The organism is Pseudoalteromonas shioyasakiensis, from assembly GCF_022398475.1.
Lineage (GTDB): Bacteria > Pseudomonadota > Gammaproteobacteria > Enterobacterales > Alteromonadaceae > Pseudoalteromonas.
This window is the reverse complement of sequence record NZ_JAKEVM010000065.1, coordinates 1-22,933: the sequence shown is the minus strand read 5'-3', so window position 1 is coordinate 22,933 and position 22,933 is coordinate 1. Positions and strand designations below refer to the sequence as shown.

Sequence of the window (22,933 nt, the reverse complement as noted above, 5' to 3'; positions counted from 1 at the left end):
GAATATACACTCTATACTAGAGTAGTTGCTCTTTAATCGAACACCCCCCTTTCGTAGTAGGCATTTATTTATGGGCGCTTTTGCAGCAAAATTATTTAATCAAGATATGACGATAGATCGCTATGCCTGTCAATTTAAGTCGCTGCAGGTAGAGCAAATATTTTTACAAAGTAAATTTGCACAAGATAAAAAAATAGCGCAATTTTTTTGCTGCATAATTGCTTTAGTTACCACGCTTGTAACCTTCTTCGATAAGATGATTATTCAAGCTTCATTTTGGCCTGATATTGCTCTAACTGGCCGAATTATTATGGTTTCAGTATGCGTACTTAGTGCTTTTGGTCTGAGTTATATCAAAACTATCCAGTTATTTCGTTTGGTGATATCTGTATTTATGCTGTTCTTATTTTTGAATATGCAGTTTATGGCTATTACTTATGAACGTTTTTACATTCTGCATATGTTTTTTGATTTAATCATTTTGATTACATTTTACTTTTCGACCTTAGTATCAATTAAGTTATCTGTATTTTTAAGTACTTTATATAGTGCACTTGCTATCTCTGTTATCTATTTTAATAAAGAAATTTCTAACCACTCTCTTTATATGGTCATTTTAGCGCATCTGGCGGCTAACTTAGCAGGCATGATCATGGCTGCTCACGAACATATTATCCGTAGGGAGCTATTTGTCAGAAATGCTCAGCTTGCGCAACTTGCTCACGAAATGAAAACCCAAGCACTTAGAGACTCACTCACTCAACTGCCAAACAGACGCGCTTTTGATAATGCTTACCCAGAGTACCAAAGGCTCACTCAGCAGCAACAGGGTGAGTCAAAACAGGTGTGCGTCATTTTGGCAGATATTGATTATTTTAAACGTGTTAACGATACCCACGGTCATGAGGTAGGTGATGTGGTATTACAATATTTTTCTGCATTTTTAACGCAGTCGTTGCGTACCTCAGATGATGTATATCGCTTCGGTGGTGAAGAGTTTGTTATTGTGTTGCCATTATGTTCAGTGCCAGATGCTACTGTCATTATTAATAGTATGATCTCACGGCTGAATGCTGAGATGTTCCAAGTTGAGGGGTTATCTCTACCGATCCGAGCAAGTTTTGGTTTGACTGTGATGCGAGAAGAAGAACAAAAGTTAGTAATTGCAAGGGCTGATGCTGCGCTATATCAGGCTAAAGATGCTGGGCGTAATCAATTAGTTATTAAACTTTAACAGCTTTAATATGAGTTAAAACATGTACCTTATAGTCATTTCGGTATAATCTTTAATCAGATTATTTTCTTAGATTAGCAAGCAAGGAGTCGCGAATGCTAACACGCCACGATAAAGGGTATAAAATTTCAATTAGGGCCAGTGTTCTGCTGGTATTTGTCCTTGCAAGCTTACTCACAGCCGTGGTGGCGATTAGTCTGCATTATTCCTTTAGTGAAAAGCTGATACTGCAAACTAAATCTGAGCAATTTAAACAAACTAGCCAACAAATAGCCGATCACATCACCCGAATCAATGAGCGTGCCGATAATACCTTGAGCGTGATGATCCACGACACGCGACTCTTTTCGAATAGCCAAGATAATAAAGAGATTTTACAGCATGTATTGCTCGAAATTTTAACGCGCCATCCAGACTTTTATTCGCTTTTTCTTGGTCATGCTAATGGCGACTTATTACAGGTTATTAATTTAAAAGGCTATGCCAAGCTTCCTTCATCGTTTCAACTTGATGAAGACGATCATTGGCTGGTGTATCAAATTACAGGGCAGGGCAGCGATCGTAAGCAAGTAACCACGTATTTAGACGAGTCGCTCAACGTTCGTAAAAGAGACACTAAAGCGACAGATTACGACCCGCGCACCCGTGTTTGGTTTCAGGATGCAATCAGTACTTCGGTGACGAAAACTGAGCAGTACGTGTTTAACGTATTTGATGTACCAGGTTATACCTATGCAATTAAATCAGCGCAAACAGGCGATGTATTAGCGATTGATATTGCCAGTGCAAGTTTGAATCACTTCTTAACCGCACAACAAACTAAAATGAAGCACTTAGTTGAAAGTGAAATGTATGTTTATCGGGGTGATGGCGAGATTATTGCGAGCAGTAAAAATCAAAGCCATCAGCATAGTTTTGCTGATTTATCCCAGTTAGTTAAATTAGATGAGCAGCAATCAGGGCTTGCCAATAAAGCGCATCAATTTGGTAAAATGCTGAGCGTCCATGAAAAGGGGATAGAAAAGTACATGTTTGTGCTGCCTCTGCCCCTCAGTAGCGATATGCAATCTGATGAAGTGGATTATTTTACAGTACTGGTATCTAAAGATGATGTATTAGCAGTAATTAAAGAAAAAATACGAATTTCAATTTTAGTCACGGGTTTATTTTTACTCTTGCTGCTGCCCGTTTCTTGGTTTTTTGCCTCTTCAATCGTTAACCCGATCCTTAAACTAGTGGGTGAGAATAAAAAAATTCAACAGCGCGATTACAATGAGGTATCAACGCTTTCGAGCCATATTTTAGAAATTCATTACTTAGCTAGTTCGATGGTCGATATGAGTCGCTCCATTGAGCAACATGAAGATTCTCAAAAAGCGTTGATGGAGTCCTTTGTTGAGCTTATTGCGCAAGCCATTGATGATAAATCTCCCTTTACGGCAGGGCATTGTGAGCGGGTGCCAGAGCTGGGTATTTGGCTTGCTGATGCAGCATCAGGTTCAACAGATGAGGCGTTTTCTGAGTTCAGCTTTAAAACCCCTGATGAGCGACGCGAGTTTCGTTTAGCAGCGTGGTTGCACGATTGCGGTAAAATCACCACACCAGAGCATATTGTTGATAAAGGCACTAAGCTCGAAACCATTTATAACCGTATTCATGAAGTACGCACCCGGTTTGAAGTGCTGCTGCGTGATGCAAAAATTGCTTACTATGAGCAACTATTAGCGCACCCAGAGCAGCAATCTGTGCTTGAGCAAAAGCTTGAGCAACAAACTGAAAAGTTACACGCAGACTTTAGCTTTATTGCTGCCTGTAATATTGGTGGTGAGTTTATGGATGAAGCGCAGCTGTCTCGTTTACATGAGGTTGCTAGCATTAAGTGGCAGCGCCATTTTGACGCTAGTTTAGGTTTATCGCCCCTTGAAGAAATGCGTATGGCTGATTTGAAGAATCAGCATTTACCTGTCGAAGAGTCACTGCTAAGCGATAAGCCAAGTGATTTAATTCCACACGAAAAAGCCGTTGAGTACCCAGAGAGTTTAGGCATTAATATGGTCATTCCTGAGTATAAATATAACCTTGGCGAAGTGTATAACTTGTCGGTTGCACGGGGCACGTTAACAGCGGAAGACCGATTTAAGATCAATGAGCATGTGATCAGCACAATTCGTATGCTTGGAAGTGTGCCATTCCCTAAAGAATTAGCGAAAGTTCCGCGTTATGCGTCAACCCACCACGAAACCTTAAAAGGCACCGGTTATCCACGAAAATTAACCGCTGAGCAGTTATCAATACCTGAACGTGTGTTAGTACTTGCTGACATCTTCGAAGCATTAACCGCAGCAGATAGACCTTATAAAAAAGCGAAACCTCTGAGTGTTGCTATTGATATTTTAGCGAAAATGGTCGATGACGATCACATTGACCGTGACGTATTTGAGCTCTTTTTAACTTCAGGCATATACCTAAAATATGCAAAACAGTTTTTACATGAGTCGCAAATCGATTCGGTCGATATTCAAAAATATCTAAGATAATTATTTGCTTATGCTTTAGGCTAATATTGCTGTGTTTTTGTTTGTAATACAAAGTTATTGGTGTATAAAGATTATACAAGCTAATATTATTTACGAACAAAGCATTGCAAGGAGATGCATAAGTGCTGGTATCTGCTTTTCAAAAACTTAAACAAAAAATTCGTTTCTCGATTCGTCTTACCGTTGTCGCGGTGTTCGTATTAGCCACCTCATTAACAGCCCTGATTGCAATTAGCCTGCAATATTATTTCAGTGAAAAAATGGCTTTAGAAGCCAGTGTTAAAAACTTTAATTTAGCCACCGGCTCCGTTGCTGATTACCTTACTGGGGTGAATGAAAAGTCAGAAAACACATTAAGTGTGATGGTACAAAACAGCAGCCTTATCAGCGCCGACAGCGAAGATAAAAGTGAACTGAGAGATGTCATGAGCGAAATCATGCAGCTCAATCCATTGTTTTATGCCTTATATGTCGGCTATGAAAATGGTGACTTTTATGAATTAATTAATTTAGAAAGTAGTGAAATTGTTCGCCAGCAGTTGCAAGCCATCGAAGCAGATCGCTGGGTCGTGATCCACATTACCGGCGAAGGGGCTGAGCGTGTTCAGCATACTCATTACTTTGATCAGCAATTTAATTTGCGTATCTCTCAAACAAAGAGTACCAGCTATGATCCGCGAGAGCGTTTGTGGTTTAAGCAAGCAAACTCGACCCGAGTCAATAAAACCAAGCCGTATTTTTTCACCCATCTACAAGCTCCCGGGCAAACCTATTCGATAAAGTCGGCAAGAGAAAACAGTGTATTGGCGTTAGACGTGAGCTTATCGAGCATCTCTGAGTATTTAAGTAAACAGCAAAGTAAAATGAGCAGTCAGTATTTAAGTGAGCTGTATATTTACAATAAAGAAGGTGAAATTGTTGCCTCTAACCAACAAAAAAATGGCTTACTATTGCCAAGGCTTGAAAAACTGCCTCTTACTGAAGATCAGCAAAGTGTATTGGCGAAGTACCCTTATTTAAGTGTTTCTAACGAAACCAATTGGCCACCAATGGACTTTAGTGTTGGCGGAAACCCAAAAGGCTATAGCATTGATTATATTAATGGTTTGGCTGAGTTACTTGGAATTAAGGTGACTTTTATTAATGGCTTTACCTGGGCTGAGTTTTTAAGCCAATTTGCAAAAGATGAAATAGACATTATTCAGCCTATTTTTAAAACGCCTGCCAATGAGCCGCTTGGTCTTATGAGCCAAACTATGGCGACCTTACCGTTCAGTATCATTACAGCAAAAGGGTCCACACCAATTGTTACTATGAAGCAGTTAGCAGGCAAACAGTTGGCTATAGGCGAGGGCTGGTCGGTGATTAAAGTGATCAAAGAGCACTTTCCCGACATCGATATTGTTGAGCTACCGAGTACTAAAGCGGTGCTTGATGCAGTAAGCCAAGGGCGCGTCTATGCTGGTTTAGATAACGAGGCGGTATTCAAGTACACCCAAAAGCAGTTTTTTATTGATGGTATTCAGTACAATCAGCTTGATAGTTATAGCCACGATCTACTACCCGATACCCTGCATTTATTGTTTCATCCAGAGGATGCAGCGCTTAAAGACTTAATTGATATGGCAATTACTCAGTTGCCAAATTCGTACATTGCGGCACTCGAGCGAAAATGGTTAGGGAGCGATGCCAGTCAGCAAACACAAGTTATTGGCACTGTGCCATATCCTGAGTTTTTAACTTTAATTACAGATGAAACAAACTTTGCCCATTTACGTTTGATGACCCTAAATGGCATTGAAAAGTACGTGTATATCACTCCGCTTTCAGAAGGGGGCATTAATAGCGATTACTTAGCGATAGTGGTGCCGAAAGAGGGGGTACTAAGCTCTACCCGTGAGAAAATTAAGCTCTCTATTTTTATCACTGCCGCATGCTTAATTATGGTATTGCCGGTGTCGTGGTTTTTTGCCTCACCCATTGTTGCACCTATTAAGACCTTAGAGGGCGAAAACTTAAAGATAAAGCGGCGTCAGTTTGACCAAGTTTCAACGTTAAAAAGCAGTATTAAAGAAATCAATAACCTGGCCAACTCCATGGTGCAAATGAGTCAATCTATTCAGCAACATGAGCAAAATCAAAAAGCCTTAATGGAATCATTTATTGAGCTTATTGCGCAGGCCATCGATGATAAATCGCCCTATACAGCAGGGCACTGCGAACGAGTACCAGAACTGGGCATTATGTTGGCCAAAGCGGCTTCAAGTTCCAATGAACACGCTTTTAAAGAGTTTGCCTTTAAAAATAAAGACGAGTTAAGAGAGTTTAGCCTCGCGGCTTGGCTACATGACTGTGGTAAAATCACCACCCCAGAGCATATCGTAGACAAAGGCACTAAATTAGAAACCATTTATAACCGTATTCATGAAGTGCGTACACGTTTTGAAGTGCTATGGCGAGATGCAGAAATCGCTTATTTAAAAGCGTTGCAAAGCTCACCAGAAAAGCAACCTGAGCTTGAGGCCGAGCTTGGCAAACGCCAAGCACAATTACGCAGTGATTTTTCGTTTATCGCTGCGTGCAATGTGGGTGGCGAGTTTATGGATGAAGCAAGCCTTAAGCGTTTAGAGGCGCTCAGTAACATAACGTGGCAACGACATTTTGACGATAAGGTAGGGCTTTCGCCAGTTGAAGAACTACGCGTTCATAGTAATGATGAGCAGTTGCCTGTTACTGAAAAGCTACTTTCAGATAAGCCTGAACATCTGATCACCCATGATAAACCTATTGAGTATGACGAGCGCTTAGGCATTAAAGTAAGCATTCCTGAATACAAGTATAATCTAGGTGAGCTGTATAACTTGAAAATTCAGCGCGGTACGTTAACAAATGAAGATCGCTTTAAAATTAATGAGCATATTATCAGTACCATTCGAATGCTCGATAATGTGCCGTTCCCTGAAGAGTTAGCACGGGTGCCACGTTATGCCTCGACCCATCACGAAACTCTAAAAGGCACGGGGTATCCGCGTAAGTTATCTGCAGATGATTTATCGATACCTGAGCGTGTGCTAGTGCTGGCTGATATCTTCGAAGCATTAACCGCAGCCGATAGACCTTATAAAAAAGCCAAGCCACTCAGTGTTGCCATTGATATTTTAGCCAAGATGGTAGCCGATCAGCATGTTGATCAAGATGTGTTCAAATTATTTTTAACATCAGGTATTTACCTTGAATATGCAAAACGCTATTTGAACCCAGAGCAAATCGATGATGTTGATATCGCAAAATACCTGTAACTGAGGGAGGTTACTTTTACTTTAGAGTGAAAAGTCCGTACAATTCGCCTCGTTTTTAGTGACGCTTTTAACGAGATGAATTCAAGCCGTATGCATCAGATTGCTGACTTAATCGCTATTTTTGAAAGCACCTTTTATCAAAGCCATAACACGCGTTTGATAAAGGGTGATGATGAACCTATTTACCTGCCTGCTGATGAGCAAACGCCTTATCACCAAATTGTGTTTGCCCACGGTTTTTATGCCAGTGCTTTACACGAAATTGCCCATTGGCTGGTGGCTGGTGAGGCACGTCGGTTAAAAGAAGATTATGGCTATTGGTATTGCCCAGATGGTCGTGATAAGCACCAGCAAGCTGAATTTGAAGCAGTTGAAGTAAAGCCCCAAGCTATAGAGTGGGCGCTCAGTACTGCAGCAGGTTTTGATTTTAATGTATCGGTTGATAATTTAAATGGCGAGCAAACCTGTCGATTCGATTTTCAAGCGCGAGTTCACCAGCAAGTGTTGAGCTTTTTAGCATCTGGCTTTAATCAGCGCACGACAGCACTTCTTAAAGCATTGAGTGATTTCTATAAAACCCCATGGCCACTATCGGCTGCTCAGTTTACGTGGCAGCGCGATTTTCATGGCAACCTAGGAGCTTTATCTGATGCAGTTTAAATTAGGTTTGATTGTAAATCCGGTTGCCGGCTTAGGTGGCAGTGTCGCACTAAAGGGCAGTGATGGCGCAGATACCGCCGCAAAAGCAATGCAACTTGGTGCTGAGCCAAAAGCAAACTTACGCACCCGAGCGGCACTTGAAGTGCTGCTTGCCCATCAAGATGACTTAATCATTTACACTGTAAACGGTGAAATGGGCGAGCAAACGGCAAAGCAACTAGGCTTTCAAAGCCAAGTTATTTACCAAACAAACGATATCACCACCCCAGATGACACAGAGCAGGCTGCCAAGCTATTAGTTGAGCAAGGTGTTGACCTTATTTTATTTGCGGGTGGCGATGGTACTGCCCGCAATATTTGCCATGCGGTTGGCGATAGCACTCCTGTATTAGGTATTCCTGCAGGCTGTAAAATTCATTCTGGGGTTTATGCTATTACCCCAAAAGCTGCTGGGCGTGTTGTTGAGATGCTAGTTAAGGGTGAACTTGTAAGCCTTGGTGATGCTGATGTAATGGATATCGACGAAGAAGCATTTCGCGAAGGCACGGTAAAAGCTAAGCGCTATGGTGAAATGCAAGTGCCGAGTGAAGTACGATATGTACAGGCGGTTAAAAATGGCGGTAAAGAAACCGATGAATTAGTGCTTGCCGATATAGCTGCCTATGTTGTTAGTGAAATGGATGAAGACTGCTTATATGTGATGGGCAGTGGTTCTACAGTCGCGGCAATTATGGAAGAAATGGGTCTTGAAAATACCTTGCTGGGTGTAGACTTAGTGGCAGACCAAGAGCTTATCGCGCAGGATTTAACTGCTCAGCAATTACTTGAGCTCACAGAAGGTAAAGAAACCAAATTGGTGATCACCTTAATTGGTGGCCAAGGCCATATCTTCGGCCGAGGTAATCAGCAATTAAGCCCTGCACTTATTCGTGCTATTGGCCGTGATAACATTATTGTTGTAGCCACTAAAACTAAATTACAGGCTTTAAATGGCCGACCACTGATTGCCGATACTGGTGACAGTGACTTAGACGATGAATTAAGTGGTTATATTCGCGTAACCACAGGTTTCAATGACCATATTATGTATGCAGTGGGTCATCAAGATGGGCTGCACCCAGAGGAGAAGTAACAATGAGTTTAGTAAGTTATATTGATGCAGCGCAGCAATATTTTGATGATTTAGTTGATAAAGCAACAGACGACGAGCTATTTGCTGGTGGTTATTTACGTGGTCACTTTGACTTAGCTGTAGGCTATGCACAAGTAGAAGAATTAAACTTATCGATTGATGAGTTAAACAATCAAGTTGAATCTAGCCTAGTTAAAGCTTATCGCAACGGTGAGCTAAACGAAGAAGATAAAGAGCTTGTTGTACGCTTATGGGATGAAGTTAAAGCACTTGCAGCCTAATCTAATTAAATAAAACTCTGTAAAGCGACCTGTGTCGCTTTTTTTACATAATCACTTTACCTTTATCAGGTAATCCCATTAACTTAAAATTTACCTTAGTAGTTAGATACGTTAAGGTTAATGAGATATTTTTCCAGGGAATTTGAAAATGAATAACAATAATGATGTGCAGGCACCAAGTGGTGCAATCGCACGTTTTCTAAATACCATAGAAAGGGTAGGTAACAAGCTACCTGATCCGGCGATTATATTCTTAGTCGCAATGCTACTTATTTGGTTTTTATCTTGGCTTTTCTCGGGCACTACATTTGATGCAATCGACCCGCGCACTGGCGAAGCCATCGTTGTAAATAACCTATTAGCAGGGGACTCCCTTGCCACCTTCTTATCTTCGATGGTTAAAACCTTCACTGGCTTTGCGCCGCTTGGTGTAGTGCTGGTTGCTATGTTAGGTGTTGGTGTTGCTGAGCATTCTGGCTTTATCAATACCGGCCTTAAATTAATGTTAAAAGTAACGCCTAAGCAGCTTTTAACACCATCTATTATTTTAGTGGCGATTGTCAGCCATACCGCAACTGATGCCGGTTACGTACTAGTTATCCCTCTTGCTGGGGTTATTTTCTATGCGATGGGGCGTCATCCGCTTGCAGGTATTGCAGCTGCGTTTGCTGGGGTAAGTGGTGGCTTTAGCGCAAACTTTATTCCGTCAGGGATTGACCCGTTACTGCAAAGCTTTACCCAAAGTGCGGCGCAAATTATTAACCCAGATATGGCGATTAACCCGCTTAATAACTGGTTTTTCACCTCAGCTTCGAGCTTATTTATTATCTTATTAGGTTGGTATATTACAGATAAAATCATCGAGCCACGTTTACAAAATACGCCACTTGATGGAGATACCGAAGACCTACCTGCCTTTGATGAAGCACGCAGTGATGAAAAACGTGCGTTCTATATTGCAAGCACAGTGATGATTGCAGGCCTTGCTTTACTTTGGTTTGTTTCGGCCCCAGCAGACTCAGCAATGCGCAGCAGTGATGGCTCGTTAACTAATTTCCGCTCACCGTTAATGCAATCAATTGTGCCACTTATCTTCTTACTGTTTTGGATCCCTGGTGCCGTCTACGGTTTTGCCGTGGGTACCTTTAAAAGCTCTAAAGATATGATCGATGCAATGAGTAAAGCGATGAGCGGCATGGCTTACTATATTGTTATGGCGTTCTTCTGTGCGTTATTTATTGCTGCATTTAGTAAGTCAAACCTAGGTGCATTACTTGCAATTGAAGGGGCGCAACTATTAAAAGCAATGGCTCTGCCAAGTTCAGTCACTGTGGTAGGTATTATCTTCTTAACGGCGTTCGTGAACCTATTTGTTGGCTCAAGCTCAGCAAAATGGGCGCTATTAGGGCCAATCTTTGTTCCCATGCTGATGCAACTGGGTATTTCACCTGATTTAACGCAAGCTGCGTACCGTGTAGGTGACTCTAGTTCGAATATCATCACGCCGCTGATGCCATACTTCCCACTGGTTGTTGTGTACTGCCAAAAGTATGTTAAAGGCACCGGTATCGGCACCTTAATCGCGATGATGTTACCGTATTCAATCGCCTTCTTAATCGGTTGGAGTATCTTCTTACTCGCGTACTGGGGCTTAGGTATTCCACTAGGTCTTCAATCAAGCTACGCATACCCAGCCATCGGCTCATAACGATTAGAGTAACAAAGCCTCAGTCATCCAACTGAGGTTTTAAAAAACTGAAGTCTGATAGCTGACGGCTGACAGCTTTACTACAGACACAAAAAAACCTTGTCACTCTCATGACAAGGTTTTTTATTGCTTACAGCTTACAGCTTACAGCTTACAGCTTACAGCTTACAGCTTACAGCTTCGATTAGTTCGCAGTGAAGCTCACTGGACGACGCTCTTTACGAGGGCCACCACGTTTTTCGCCACGGTCTTTGAAGTTACGCTTCTTATCACCACGATCACCGCTTGGGCGCTCAGAGCGAGGAGCCGCAGGACCTTGGTCTTGCGTTAGCGTCATATTCATCGGACGTTTACAGATAAATACCTTTTGGAAGTGATCAAGCACATCTTTTGGCATGTTCTGTGGTAACTGTACCGTACTGTGATTATCATGTAAGCGAATATCACCAATGAACTTGCTTGAGATATCAGCTTCGTTAGCAATCGCACCAACGATATTTTTAACTTGTACACCGTGCTCACGACCTACTTCGATACGGTAAGTATCCATAGGACCCATGTTACGGCTGTTGCGCTCACGCGGCTCACGAGGTTTACGCTCGCGTCCTTGGCGGTCGCCACGATCACCACGTTCATTGCGACGACGCTCATTGCGTTCGCCACGTGGTTGAACTTTAACTTCTTCAACCTTGATTGGTGATTGTTGCTGCGCTAAACAAAGTAATGCACCTGCTAAATCTTCAGTACTTAGCTCAAGTTTCTCTGCCATGTTAGCAGCAACTTGATTAAAGAAAGTGATGTCTTTGTTTTCAAGAGCAATTGTAAGCTTGTCTTGAAGCGCTTTAATACGCTTTTCTTCAACAACTTTAGCTGTTGGTAAATCAACTTGTGCGATATCAGATTTCGTATGACGAATGATATTTTTAAGTAAATAACGCTCGTTATGTTTTACGAAAAGAATCGCTTTACCTTGACGACCCGCACGACCAGTACGGCCAATACGGTGAACGTAGGCTTCTGAATCTTGTGGAATATCGTAGTTAATTACTAAGCTTAAACGGTCTACATCAAGACCACGTGCAGCAACGTCTGTTGCAATAACGATATCAACTAGGCCGTTTTTCAAACGATCTACTGTGCGTTCACGTGCTTGTTGGTTCATGTCACCATTAAGTGGTGCCGCAGAGAAACCTTCGCGCTCAAGTAATTCAGCTAACTGTACCGTGTCGTTACGTGTACGTACGAAAACAATTGCACCATCGTATTGCTCTGCTTCTAAGAAGCGAACGATAGCTTTGTTTTTGTGTACGTGTGCATTCCAAAATACTTGTTCAACCGTTGATACAGTTGAGTTACGCGCAGAAATATGAACTTGCTCAGGCTCATTCATGTACTTGCTGCTGATATTTTGAATTTGCTTAGGCATGGTCGCAGAGAAAAGACATGTTTGCTTTTCACGTGGCGTTTTCTCCATGATGCTTTCTACATCATCAATGAAGCCCATGCGTAACATTTCGTCTGCTTCATCAAGAACAAGGGCTTGTAAGCTCTCAAACTTGATTGTGCCACGGTTAATGTGGTCAATTAAGCGACCTGGCGTTGCAACAATGATTTGCGCGCCACGACGAAGTGCACTTAGTTGGATGCTATAGCTTTGGCCACCATAAAGGGCTAAAACTTCAACACCACGAGTATGCTTAGCATATTGTTCGAATGCCTCAGCTACTTGGATCGCAAGTTCACGCGTAGGCGTTAAAACAAGGATCTGTGGCTGCTTCACAGACGGGTCAATATTATTTAGTAACGGCAGTGCAAATGCTGCTGTTTTACCTGTACCCGTTTGCGCTAGTCCCAGTACGTCCTTTCTTTCTAGCAATAACGGTATACATTGAGCTTGGATTTCAGATGGAGTCTTGTAACCCAACTCTTCAACTGCTTTAAGGATTGCAGGAGAAAGATTTAGAGATTCAAACGTGACTGGTTCTGACATTAATACGCCTCAACGAATTTAAAGAGGCGCGCATTGTATAGGAAATACAATGCAATTGCTTGTATAAATTACAACTAATTTGTATGTGGTTGATGTTGGTCATAATTTAATCAGTTTAAAATTACCAAAATCAACCACGTTTACAATTTATTGATATAACCCTAAATTTTCTTTAGCGTATGCTTCGAATTCAGTGAAGCCACCAATGTGGGCTTGGTCAATAAAAATCTGTGGTACGGTTGGGCAAGGTTTGCCTGCAGACTGTTCTAAATCTGCTTTGCTGATGCCTTCTTTAATGATGTCGATATAACGGTATTTAAAATCGTCACGCTCATTTGCTAGTTTTTCAGCAACGTCTTTTGCACGAACACAGTATGGGCAGCCTTCACGGCCAAAAATTACAGTTAACATATCGCTCTCCTCGATTTGAATGTGTTTATCATCTTAACGGATTAAATGAATAAAAACAGCGCATAAAATCGATTGCACTATTCTGTTTTTTCTCACTAAAAGCGATTGAGCTAATCAAGTGTGCGCATCCTAAGGCCAAGTTCTGTTGAGTAACCCATAGAATGCGCAGTAATGGCCAATTGCTCATCAATAACATAATAAGTTGGGTAGGCACTGATTTTATAATCTTGACCTGTACTTTTACTGCCAAGTAACACCGGCATTGTTAATTCGAGTGAATCGGTAAACTGTTTAACTTCAGTAATGTTTTGGTAATCAAGGGCAATTGCTATGGCATTTAACTTACCTTGCTGATGAGCCTTTTCTAAATTTGGCATACTGTAACGACAAATTGAGCACCAAGGCGCAAAGAAATACACCACTGTTTGCTTTCCTTGTAATTGTGCAATGGTCATCCGCTCTGTCGGGTTTTTTAGCGTGGCTAAATTAAAATAGGGGGCAGGAGTTTTATCAGTTGAGAGTAAATTACGTTGCTGAAATGCGGTCACGGCATACACAACGACTGCCATTAACACGACATTTTTTAGCACATTGATAAATTTTTTTAAAAAAGTTGGATTTTTTTTCATTGTTATTTTGTACGTTGTTAGCCCTTTAAAATCAACTAATTCAGACCAGTTTGAGGGGGTTAAAATTTCAATTGATTTAAAAAAATTACAATTTTTTTTGCTAAAAATCTTGAAAAGATTTTACCCGCCCATAAATAGTTTAGTGAGGACGCCTGATGGGTCCCAAACAAACTAAAGTAATTGAAATATATAGTATTAATTTAACTTTGTTAGCACTGGTTCAATAGAAGAGTACTAACAAAATATCGCTTAAATATGAGGATATAATTATGCGTACAGTAGACTTATCACCACTTTATCGTTCATTCATCGGTTTCGATCATTTAGCATCATTAATGGATGCGGCAGCTCGCACAGACAAGCAGCCAAGTTTTCCTCCGTACAACATCGAAGCACTCGATAAAGACAAATATCGTATCACTATGGCTGTAGCAGGTTTTAGTGACAGTGAATTGACCATTGAGTCAGAAAACAACACATTGAAAGTCAGCGGTACTAAAGCTGATAAACAAGATAATGCTGAACGTAAGTTCATTCACCAAGGCATTGCAGAGCGTAACTTTGAGCGTAAGTTCCAATTAGGTGACCACGTTAAAGTGCTTGGCGCTGACCTTGAAAATGGTTTACTAAGTATCGATTTAGAGCGTGAAATTCCAGAAGCTTTAAAACCACGTAAAATCGAAATCGGTAATGGTAAATTACTCGAAAACAAGTAATTACCAACAGCATTGTTTCCCCTAGTTAGTTTTGCCGCCTCATTTGAGGCGGCTTTTTTGTAGTTAAAGCTTTTCTAAATTATCCAAGCACCAGTTAGCCCGTTTGAGAGTGGCTTGCTGTACAGATTCATCCTGTTTATACCAGTTGTTATAAATCATACCGATACGTGGGTTTTGTGATAGCTGTTGTTCGTGCTCTAACATAAAATGCCAATATAGGCTGTTGAATGGGCAAGCATCCTCAGTGGCTTTTTCTTTAATGTTGTAGCTACAATGTTTGCAGTAATCACTCATTTTGTTGATGTAATTTCCACTGGCTGCATAGGGCTTAGTGGCAATTAAGCCCCCGTCAGCAAATTGGCTCATTCCCCGAGTGTTGGGCATTTCTACCCATTCTATGGCGTCGATATAAATACCTAAATACCATTCATCTACTTCACTTGGCTCAATAGCGGTTAATAAGCAAAAGTTACCCGTGATCATCAAACGTTGTATGTGGTGTGCATAAGCTGTCTGCAGGCTTTGTGTAATGGCATGGTGCATACAATTCATGTTTGTTTTGCCATGCCAAAAATAGTCGGGTAGGGGGCGCTTTGCATTTAAGGCATTTTTGCTGGCGTAATCAGGCATATTTTGCCAATAAATACCACGTACATACTCGCGCCAACCGAGAATTTGCCTGATAAAACCTTCAACTTGCGCAATATCAATAGGTTGCTTATCAAAGCTAGTTAACACTTGCTCGATGACCTGCATCGGGTGCAGCATTTTAGTATTAAGGGCAAACGATAAACGGCTGTGATACAAAGACCATTGGTACTGGGACTGGCATGTCATAGCATCCTGAAACTGACCAAAATGAACCAGTAAATGATCGCAAAAAAAATCGAGTAACTGCTTTGCTTCAGCGCGTGTGGTTGGCCAAATTAACGTATCGCTGCACTCACCAAAGGTGTTTAGTTTGTGCATTTCTACTCGTTTAAGGATGTTGCTAACATCGTGACCGAAACATAAAGGTTCTGGGATTTCTTTAAGATCGCTGGGTTTTAACTTGTTTCTATTTTGCTGATCAAAATTCCATTTGCCACCACGAGGTTGATTATCATCGTCCATTAAAATATTAAAACGTTTGCGCATAGCACGATAAAAAAACTCCATTTTTACCGGCTTATTTGGCTTAAAGTGCTGGTCAATATCATTAAAAGGTAGTAGAAAGTGTTCCGAATCAACTGCATTGACATCAAATTCGCTCTGCTGTGAAAAGTCTGCAAGTTGCTTTTTAAGGCGATATTCGTCTGGGTATTGGTACTCAATGTTCTGGCATTGATAATGCTTAGCTAACCGGGTAAGTAGCTCTGGTAGTGAGTCATCATCTTGTGTGTCATCGAGTGTCAGATGCAGGCAGTTTAAATTCGCTTTTGTCAGTGCATTAGCAAAGTTTTCCATTGCAGCAAAGAAGGCGACCACTTTTTGCAGGTGGTGCTTTACGTAGTTGGTTTCTTGTTTTAATTCGGCGATGACATACAGCGTGTCTGGTTGTGATTTTTCTTTAAACCAGCTGTGGCTTGCATTAAGTTGATCGCCAAAAATAAATCTTAAGGTGGTGTATTGCACTTCTAATAGCCTTTGCCGCAAGTAATCTAGGTAACTACGAAGCAATCACAAAGATAGATCGATAAATATAGTCTATAAAAGGTACATTAGTGGCATTTTTAATGAGTCACTACTAAGGAAGGGTCGAGATGAAAATTAACTTACATTTACTATTTATAAGCCTGTTAGTTTGCCCTTTGGGCCACAGCACTGTTTATCACTGTGAGAAAAACGGTGTTGCTGAATTTAGCCAACAGCCCTGTGGCAAAGATGCAAAGTTGATTACCATTAAAGAACAAAATCCACACCTTTCGGGCGCGTCAGATAATGCTGCACAAGCATCAGCAGGTAAAGATACCGCAGAGGTCGACCGTTATATCCGCTTAAAGCAAATCGATGCGCAAATAGCAGAACATAACAATAAAATTGACACATTCAAGCTCAAAATGGACAGGGAGATAGTGGCTTTAACTGAGCAATCAGATGCTCAGCTACGTAACTTGGTGGGGGCTAAAAAACAAGCTGCAATCGCCAAACAAATGACAGCAGTATCTGAGCGTTACGGCGTGCTTATCGACAGTGAGCAGCGCAGTATTGATAGACTCACGGCTGAAAAATACACGTTAACTTCATCTGCAAATACGGTTGCTAATAATGAGGTTGCTAGTTTTATTCGCTCAAAACAAATTATGCGTAAAATTTCAGAGCATGAAAATAAAATAGATACTTATCAAAGTGAGTTAAACATGCAAATGTCAGAGCTTGAGCAACAACTAAGTAGCCGCCCTCGTAATTTAGCTGGTGCGAATAGCGATAACGCACTAGCTGACAAAATGACAGCTTTAACGAGTCGTTTTAACACCTTAATCGCCATTGAACAAAAACAAATAGATAGGCTCAACAGCGAATTGACCAAACTATGAGCTTAAGCGTGCTGGGCAATAGGCGCTAAACGACACCACATTTGAATAAGCAAACAAGTAACTTTTTACGATGTTGGCAAATATTCTCGTAGCTTGCAGCCAAGCTTGATGTAATTGCGTACTAATGTGGTGAATATACGATTTGCGCGTATCAATAAAGGCATCGCAAAGGGTATCGATATCTTCAAATGACACGTTTAAAAAGCTCAAATTATTCGCTAAATAATGAATAAACGGCGTGACTTGCTGTAAGTCATCGAGGTGGCTTACTACTTTGTTGAGCGCACAGTAAAGAATATAGCTGCGCTTAGTTATGCTTTCTTGCTCAGGCACTGTCATGGTTAATTGACGAGTACTAAGACTGCGATGATATGCGCTTGTAAACTGATGGAAATCCGGTTTTAGCAATTCAATATCTTGTAGTAACAGTCTTTTTTGAAATGAAGATAGACTCATAGTAAATCGCTTAATAGCCAAGGCTATAGGTTGTTCTTATTATATGACTAAATATAGACGAGAATTTTCAGTTATGGGAAATTTTATGACAAGGTTGTCATAAAATTTTTAGGCAAAAAATAGTCTAACTAATTCATGTAGGAAGGTTGCTAATTGAGCGCTACATGCTTATAATAGCCGCCATTGAATTGAGGTGTTTAACACTCGATTAAATGATATTAAGTTACTTTTAATATCTATTGGCGCGGGATGGAGCAGCCTGGTAGCTCGTCGGGCTCATAACCCGAAGGTCGTCGGTTCAAATCCGGCTCCCGCAACCAAATACATGCTAAGGCATTGTAAGTGTACTTAGTATGCACAGTAATTTTTACTGTATGAAGTCGCGCATTCTGGTAATGCGCGTTTTGCGTTTAGGCTATCTAGTTTAATTTAGTCAGGTGACTGACTCGCAACCAAGCTTGGCCCTAGGCCACACAGTTTTATGCTTTAGGTGTGACGCCCCGCTTGGTTCGGGGCGTTGTTGTATCTGCTTGGCGGTGATTTTAAATCATTATTAAACTCAGTATTTCAGGGCTATATGCCCTTTTTTTGTTTGTATGGAGGATTTTCGTGACAAAACTTGAGCAAGATTTAGTAGCCATGCTCTCACCGGCCGTTGAAATGTTAGGCTTTGAGTTACATGGTCTTGAGTTTGTGCAAGCTGGTCGCCACTCTACATTACGTGTTTATATCGATCACGATGCAGGGATTACGGTTGACAATTGTGCCGACGTTAGTCGTCAAGTTAGCGCAATTTTAGACGTCGAAGACCCAATTACAAATGAATATGATTTGGAAGTTTCGTCTCCTGGTGTTGATCGTCCATTATTCAAACAAGATCACTACGAGAAGGCGCAAGGAGAAGAAGTACGCGTGCGTACAAAGCTTCCGCAAGATGGTCGTCGTAACTTTAAAGGCGATTTAGTATCAGTTAGCAGTGATATGATCACACTTTCAGCAGATGGCGCTGAGCATATGATTATGCTTAGTAACATTGAACGTGCGAACATCATCGCAAAGTTTTAATTCGAGTGCGAAGGAATAGGGCAAGCGAGGCATAACCCATGGCAAAAGAAATATTATTGGTTGCTGAAGCCGTCTCCAATGAGAAAGCGGTTCCAAAAGAAAAGATTTTTGAAGCGTTAGAGTTCGCATTAGCGACTGCAACAAAGAAAAAACACGATGGCGAAATCGAAGTTCGCGTATCAATCGACCGTAAAACAGGTGATTACGACACATTCCGTCGTTGGAAGATTGCTGAAGTTCTTGAAGATGGTTCTTTAGAAAACCCTTACAGCGAAATCACACTTGAAGCGGCTCAGGTTGAAGACGAAAGCCTACAATTAGGTGATTACGTTGAAGAACAAATTGAGTCAATCAAGTTTGACCGTATTACAACACAAATGGCTAAGCAAGTTATCGTACAAAAAGTACGTGAAGCTGAGCGTGCATTAGTGGTTGAAGAATACAAAGATCAACAAGGCGAATTAGTAACAGGTGTTGTTAAAAAAGCAACCCGTGATGCAATCGTACTTGACCTTGGTAACAATGCTGAAGCGGTTATCTACCGTGATGATATGTTACCGCGTGAAAACTTCCGTCCAGGTGACCGTATCCGTGGTCTTCTTTACGAAGTTAAGCCAGAAGCACGTGGCGCGCAGTTATTTGTAACGCGTTCTAAGCCAGAAATGCTAATGGAACTTTTCCGCATTGAGGTGCCAGAGATTGGCGAAGAGATGATTGAACTACGTGCAGCTGCACGTGATCCAGGTTCTCGTGCAAAAATCGCGGTAAAATCTAACGACAAACGTATCGACCCAGTAGGTGCGTGTGTTGGTATGCGTGGTGCACGTGTACAAGCAGTTTCAACTGAGCTTGGTGGTGAGCGTGTTGATATCGTTCTTTACGATGACAACCCAGCGCAATTCGTTATCAATGCAATGGCACCAGCAGAAGTTGCGTCAATCGTAATGGACGAAGATACACATTCAATGGATATCGCTGTTGAAGCCGATAACCTAGCACAAGCAATCGGTCGTAATGGTCAAAACGTTCGTCTTGCTAGCCAGTTAACTGGTTGGGAATTAAACGTAATGACAGTTGATGACATGCGTGCGAAGAACGAAGCTGAATCAGATAAGCTAATCAACTTATTCACTGAATACTTAGATATCGATGATGAGTTTGCAACTTTACTTATCAACGAAGGTTTCTCAACACTTGAAGAAGTGGCTTACGTACCTGCATCAGAATTCTTAGAAATTGACGGTTTAGATGAAGAAACAGTTGATATCTTACGTTCACGTGCAAAAGACGCATTAACAACGAAAGCGCTTAAAACTGAAGAAAGCCTAGAAGGTGCAGAACCTGCAGAAGACCTACTAGCGCTTGAAGGCTTAGAGCGTCACCTTGCATTTGTTATGGCAAGTAAAGGTGTAGTAACACTTGAAGACTTAGCTGAGCAAGGCATTGATGAGTTAGTAGACATCACTGAACTTTCAGAAGAAGAAGCTGGCAAGCTGATTATGGCTGCGCGTAACATTTGTTGGTTCGCAGACGAGTAATTTATTAACGGAGGTATTACACACTATGGCAGAAGTAAATGTTGAAAAACTAGCCGGAGATATTGGTACAACTGTTGATAAATTACTACAGCAGCTAGAACAAGCCGGTATTTCTAAAAAAGCAGGTGATATGGTAACTGAGTCTGAAAAGTCGACGTTATTAGATCACTTGAGCAAGCAGCACGGCGGCACGGGCTCAGAAGGCCCAGCTCGCATGACTTTGCAACGTAAAAGCAAAAGTACGCTAAGCGTAACTGGCTCTACAGGTAAAGCGAAGTCTGTGCAAGTTGAAGTACGTAAAACACGTACTTACGTTAAGAAAAGCGCCATTGAGCAACAGCAAGAAGAAGAGCGTTTAGCTGCAGAAGAAGCTGCACGTAAAGCAGCAGAGCTTAAAGCCCAGCAAGAAGCTGAGGAGCTTAAAGCGAAACAAGAGGCAGAGCGCAAAGCGAAAGAAGAAGCTGAGCGTAAAGCCAAAGAAGAGGCTAAACGTAAAGCTGAAGCTGAGCGTAAAGCGAAACAGAAGCAGATGACCCCAGAGCAAAGTGCTAAGTCTGAACAAGATCGCGCCGAAGCTGAGCGTCTGCAAAAAGAAGCAGAAGAGGCCGCATTGAGAAAAGCTGAAGAAGAAGCGAAACGTCAAGCAGAAGAGGCAAGAAAGCTAGCTGAAGAAAATGAAGCTCGCTGGAAAAAGGAAGAAGAAGAGCGTAAGCAGCGTGAAGAAAACGCTGATCACCACCTTACGACTTCAACTTACGCACGTGAAGCAGAAGATGAATCTGATGCACGTGAAGAGAATAGCGCTCGTCGTAAGAAAAAGAAAAAAGGACCTCAAAAAGATAAACAGGCTGCCGGTCCTAAAGGTAAGAAAGGCAAGCTTAAAGCACCAACGTCTTTACAACATGGTTTCCAAAAACCAACAGCTGACGTGAAAAACGAAGTTCGTATCAGTGAAACAATCACTGTTGCTGAGCTTGCATCACGCATGGCAGTTAAAGGTGCTGAAGTTGTTAAAACGATGATGAAGATGGGTGACATGGTTACCATCAACCAAGTGATTGACCAAGAAACAGCGCAGCTTGTTGCTGAAGAAATGGGTCACAAGGTTATTATCGTTAAAGAAAACGAATTAGAAGAGAAAGTTCTAAACGACCGTAGCGAAGAAGGTAAAGCGATTCCTCGTGCACCGGTTGTAACAGTAATGGGTCACGTTGACCACGGTAAAACGTCAACACTTGACTACATTCGTTCAGCAAAAGTTGCCTCTGGTGAGGCCGGTGGTATTACTCAGCACATTGGTGCATACCACGTTGAAACGAATGGCAACATGATTACTTTCTTAGATACTCCAGGCCACGCCGCGTTTACATCAATGCGTGCACGTGGTGCTAAAGCAACGGATATCGTAATCCTAGTAGTTGCTGCGGATGATGGTGTAATGCCACAGACTAAAGAAGCGGTTCAGCACGCGCGTGCTGCAGGCGTTCCTTTAATCATCGCAGTAAACAAAATGGATAAAGAAGGCATCGACCCAGATCGCGTTAAGAACGAGCTAGCACAACTAGACGTTATCCCAGAAGAGTGGGGTGGTGAAACACAGTTTGTACACATCTCTGCGAAAACTGGTTTAGGTATTGATGACCTACTTGAAGCGGTATTAATGCAAGCTGAGCTACTTGAGCTAACTGCGCCAGCTGAAGGTATGGCTGCAGGTGTTGTAATTGAATCGCGTCTAGATAAAGGTCGTGGTCCAGTTGCGTCAATCCTAGTTCAGTCTGGTACGCTTAACCAAGGTGATATCGTACTTTGTGGTCTTGAATATGGCCGTGTACGTGCGATGAAAGATGAGAACGGTAAAGACATCAAGTCTGCGGGTCCATCTATCCCAGTTGAGATTTTAGGTCTATCTGGTATCCCTGCTGCTGGTGATGAAGCAACAGTAGTTAAAGATGAGCGTAAAGCGCGTGAAGTAGCACTTTACCGTCAAGGTAAGTTCCGTGAAGTGAAGCTTGCTCGTCAACAAAAAGCGAAGCTTGAAAACATGTTTACGAACATGGCTGAAGGCGATGTATCAGAAGTTAACATCGTTCTTAAAGCTGACGTACAAGGTTCAATTGAAGCAATCGCTGATTCATTAACTAAGCTTTCTACTGATGAAGTTAAAGTGAAGATTGTTGGTTCAGGTGTAGGTGGTATCACTGAAACTGATGCAACGCTTGCAGCGGCGTCAAACGCAATCGTTGTTGGCTTTAACGTACGTGCTGATGCATCAGCTCGTAAAGTAATTGAGTCAGAAAACCTAGACTTACGTTACTACAGCGTAATCTACAGCCTGATTGAAGAAGTTAAACAAGCGATGTCAGGTATGCTTGCACCAGAATTCAAGCAAGAGATCATTGGTCTTGCTGAAGTTCGTGACGTGTTCAAGTCACCTAAGATTGGTGCAATCGCAGGTTGTATGGTTACTGAAGGTATCGTTAAGCGTAGCGCGCCTATCCGTGTACTTCGTGATAACGTGGTTATCTATGAAGGTGAACTTGAGTCACTACGTCGCTTTAAAGATGACGTTCAAGAAGTACGTAACGGTATGGAATGTGGTATCGGCGTTAAGAACTACAACGATGTTAAAGTTGGCGACCAAATCGAGGTATTCGAGACGGTTGAAGTACAACGTTCACTTTAATTTCGTTTAAGTTATTGCTTTAAATGGGGGCCTAGCCCCCATTTGTGTATTCGTAATTAAATTAACTTATTCTTTAAC

Annotated in this window: 16 protein-coding genes, 1 tRNA gene and 1 pseudogene; 13 read left to right on the top strand and 5 right to left on the bottom strand. The window is 41.7% G+C overall.

The genetic code is table 11. The features are described from left to right. Positions 1-70: 70 nt before the first annotated feature. The 7 genes and pseudogenes from L1D51_RS12380 (at position 71) to L1D51_RS12350 (ending at position 10,851) form a co-directional block, all read left to right on the top strand. Positions 71-1,234, top strand: a complete 1,164-nt coding sequence (locus L1D51_RS12380) for a GGDEF domain-containing protein (RefSeq protein WP_054562109.1) — start codon at positions 71-73, stop codon at positions 1,232-1,234. A 944-nt stretch (positions 1,235-2,178) separates the two neighbouring features. Next, a pseudogene (locus L1D51_RS12375) lies at positions 2,179-3,771 on the top strand (HD-GYP domain-containing protein); the annotation flags it as partial. A 122-nt stretch (positions 3,772-3,893) separates the two neighbouring features. Further along, positions 3,894-7,070 carry an HD domain-containing phosphohydrolase gene (locus L1D51_RS12370; protein WP_239963787.1) on the top strand — a complete coding sequence of 1,059 codons (3,177 nt, stop codon included), beginning with the start codon at positions 3,894-3,896 and terminating at the stop codon, positions 7,068-7,070. Positions 7,071-7,160: 90 nt separating this feature from the next. Next, complete coding sequence (locus L1D51_RS12365; RefSeq protein WP_275669170.1) at positions 7,161-7,730, top strand: elongation factor P hydroxylase; 570 nt, start codon at positions 7,161-7,163, stop codon at positions 7,728-7,730. Continuing rightward, positions 7,720-8,862 carry an ATP-NAD kinase family protein gene (locus L1D51_RS12360; RefSeq protein ID WP_239963785.1) on the top strand — a complete coding sequence of 381 codons (1,143 nt, stop codon included), beginning with the start codon at positions 7,720-7,722 and terminating at the stop codon, positions 8,860-8,862. The genes L1D51_RS12365 and L1D51_RS12360 overlap by 11 nt, the downstream gene beginning before the upstream one ends. A gap of 2 nt (positions 8,863-8,864) precedes the next feature. Continuing rightward, a complete protein-coding gene (locus L1D51_RS12355; RefSeq protein ID WP_054553188.1) occupies positions 8,865-9,143 on the top strand; it encodes a YfcL family protein in 279 nt (92 codons plus the stop codon). Between the two features lie 148 nt (positions 9,144-9,291). Further along, the gene (locus L1D51_RS12350; RefSeq protein ID WP_054562105.1) at positions 9,292-10,851 is read left to right on the top strand and encodes an AbgT family transporter; all 1,560 of its coding nucleotides are present in this window, start codon (positions 9,292-9,294) and stop codon (positions 10,849-10,851) included. A gap of 184 nt (positions 10,852-11,035) precedes the next feature. Here L1D51_RS12350 and L1D51_RS12345 read toward each other — a convergent pair whose 3' ends face one another. From L1D51_RS12345 to L1D51_RS12335, 3 genes are all read right to left on the bottom strand, one after another. After that, a complete protein-coding gene (locus tag L1D51_RS12345) occupies positions 11,036-12,841 on the bottom strand; it encodes a DEAD/DEAH box helicase (RefSeq protein WP_054562104.1) in 1,806 nt (601 codons plus the stop codon). 147 nt (positions 12,842-12,988) lie between these two features. Further along, entirely contained in the window at positions 12,989-13,252 is a 264-nt protein-coding gene (locus L1D51_RS12340; protein ID WP_054553185.1) for a GrxA family glutaredoxin, read from the bottom strand. 110 nt (positions 13,253-13,362) lie between these two features. After that, positions 13,363-13,821 (bottom strand): TlpA family protein disulfide reductase, encoded by a 459-nt coding sequence (locus L1D51_RS12335; protein ID WP_235576265.1) that lies wholly within the window; start codon positions 13,819-13,821, stop codon positions 13,363-13,365. Positions 13,822-14,150: 329 nt separating this feature from the next. On the opposite strand from L1D51_RS12335, the gene L1D51_RS12330 reads away from it, so the two are divergent. Continuing rightward, positions 14,151-14,597 carry an Hsp20 family protein gene (locus tag L1D51_RS12330; protein ID WP_054562102.1) on the top strand — a complete coding sequence of 149 codons (447 nt, stop codon included), beginning with the start codon at positions 14,151-14,153 and terminating at the stop codon, positions 14,595-14,597. A gap of 63 nt (positions 14,598-14,660) precedes the next feature. On the opposite strand, the gene L1D51_RS12325 is transcribed toward L1D51_RS12330, so the two are convergent. Further along, positions 14,661-16,211, bottom strand: coding sequence for a cryptochrome/photolyase family protein (locus L1D51_RS12325; RefSeq protein ID WP_239963784.1), 1,551 nt, complete (start codon positions 16,209-16,211; stop codon positions 14,661-14,663). A 128-nt stretch (positions 16,212-16,339) separates the two neighbouring features. Here L1D51_RS12325 and L1D51_RS12320 point away from each other — a divergent pair, with 128 nt between their 5' ends. Then, positions 16,340-17,113: a DUF4124 domain-containing protein gene (locus L1D51_RS12320; protein ID WP_054562101.1), complete on the top strand. Its 774-nt coding sequence runs from the start codon at positions 16,340-16,342 to the stop codon at positions 17,111-17,113. Here L1D51_RS12320 and L1D51_RS12315 read toward each other — a convergent pair. Beyond that, complete coding sequence (locus L1D51_RS12315) at positions 17,108-17,569, bottom strand: globin family protein (RefSeq protein ID WP_239963783.1); 462 nt, start codon at positions 17,567-17,569, stop codon at positions 17,108-17,110. The genes L1D51_RS12320 and L1D51_RS12315 overlap by 6 nt on opposite strands. A gap of 243 nt (positions 17,570-17,812) precedes the next feature. Here L1D51_RS12315 and L1D51_RS12310 point away from each other — a divergent pair. The 4 genes from L1D51_RS12310 (at position 17,813) to infB (ending at position 22,855) form a co-directional block, all read left to right on the top strand. After that, positions 17,813-17,889: transfer RNA gene (locus L1D51_RS12310), tRNA-Met, on the top strand. 289 nt (positions 17,890-18,178) lie between these two features. After that, a complete protein-coding gene (gene rimP, locus L1D51_RS12305) occupies positions 18,179-18,634 on the top strand; it encodes a ribosome maturation factor RimP (RefSeq protein ID WP_054562099.1) in 456 nt (151 codons plus the stop codon). A 38-nt stretch (positions 18,635-18,672) separates the two neighbouring features. Continuing rightward, positions 18,673-20,172, top strand: a complete 1,500-nt coding sequence (gene nusA, locus L1D51_RS12300) for a transcription termination factor NusA (RefSeq protein WP_054553176.1) — start codon at positions 18,673-18,675, stop codon at positions 20,170-20,172. Positions 20,173-20,197: 25 nt separating this feature from the next. Next, positions 20,198-22,855, top strand: a complete 2,658-nt coding sequence (infB, locus tag L1D51_RS12295) for a translation initiation factor IF-2 (RefSeq protein ID WP_054562097.1) — start codon at positions 20,198-20,200, stop codon at positions 22,853-22,855. Positions 22,856-22,933 lie beyond the last annotated feature (78 nt).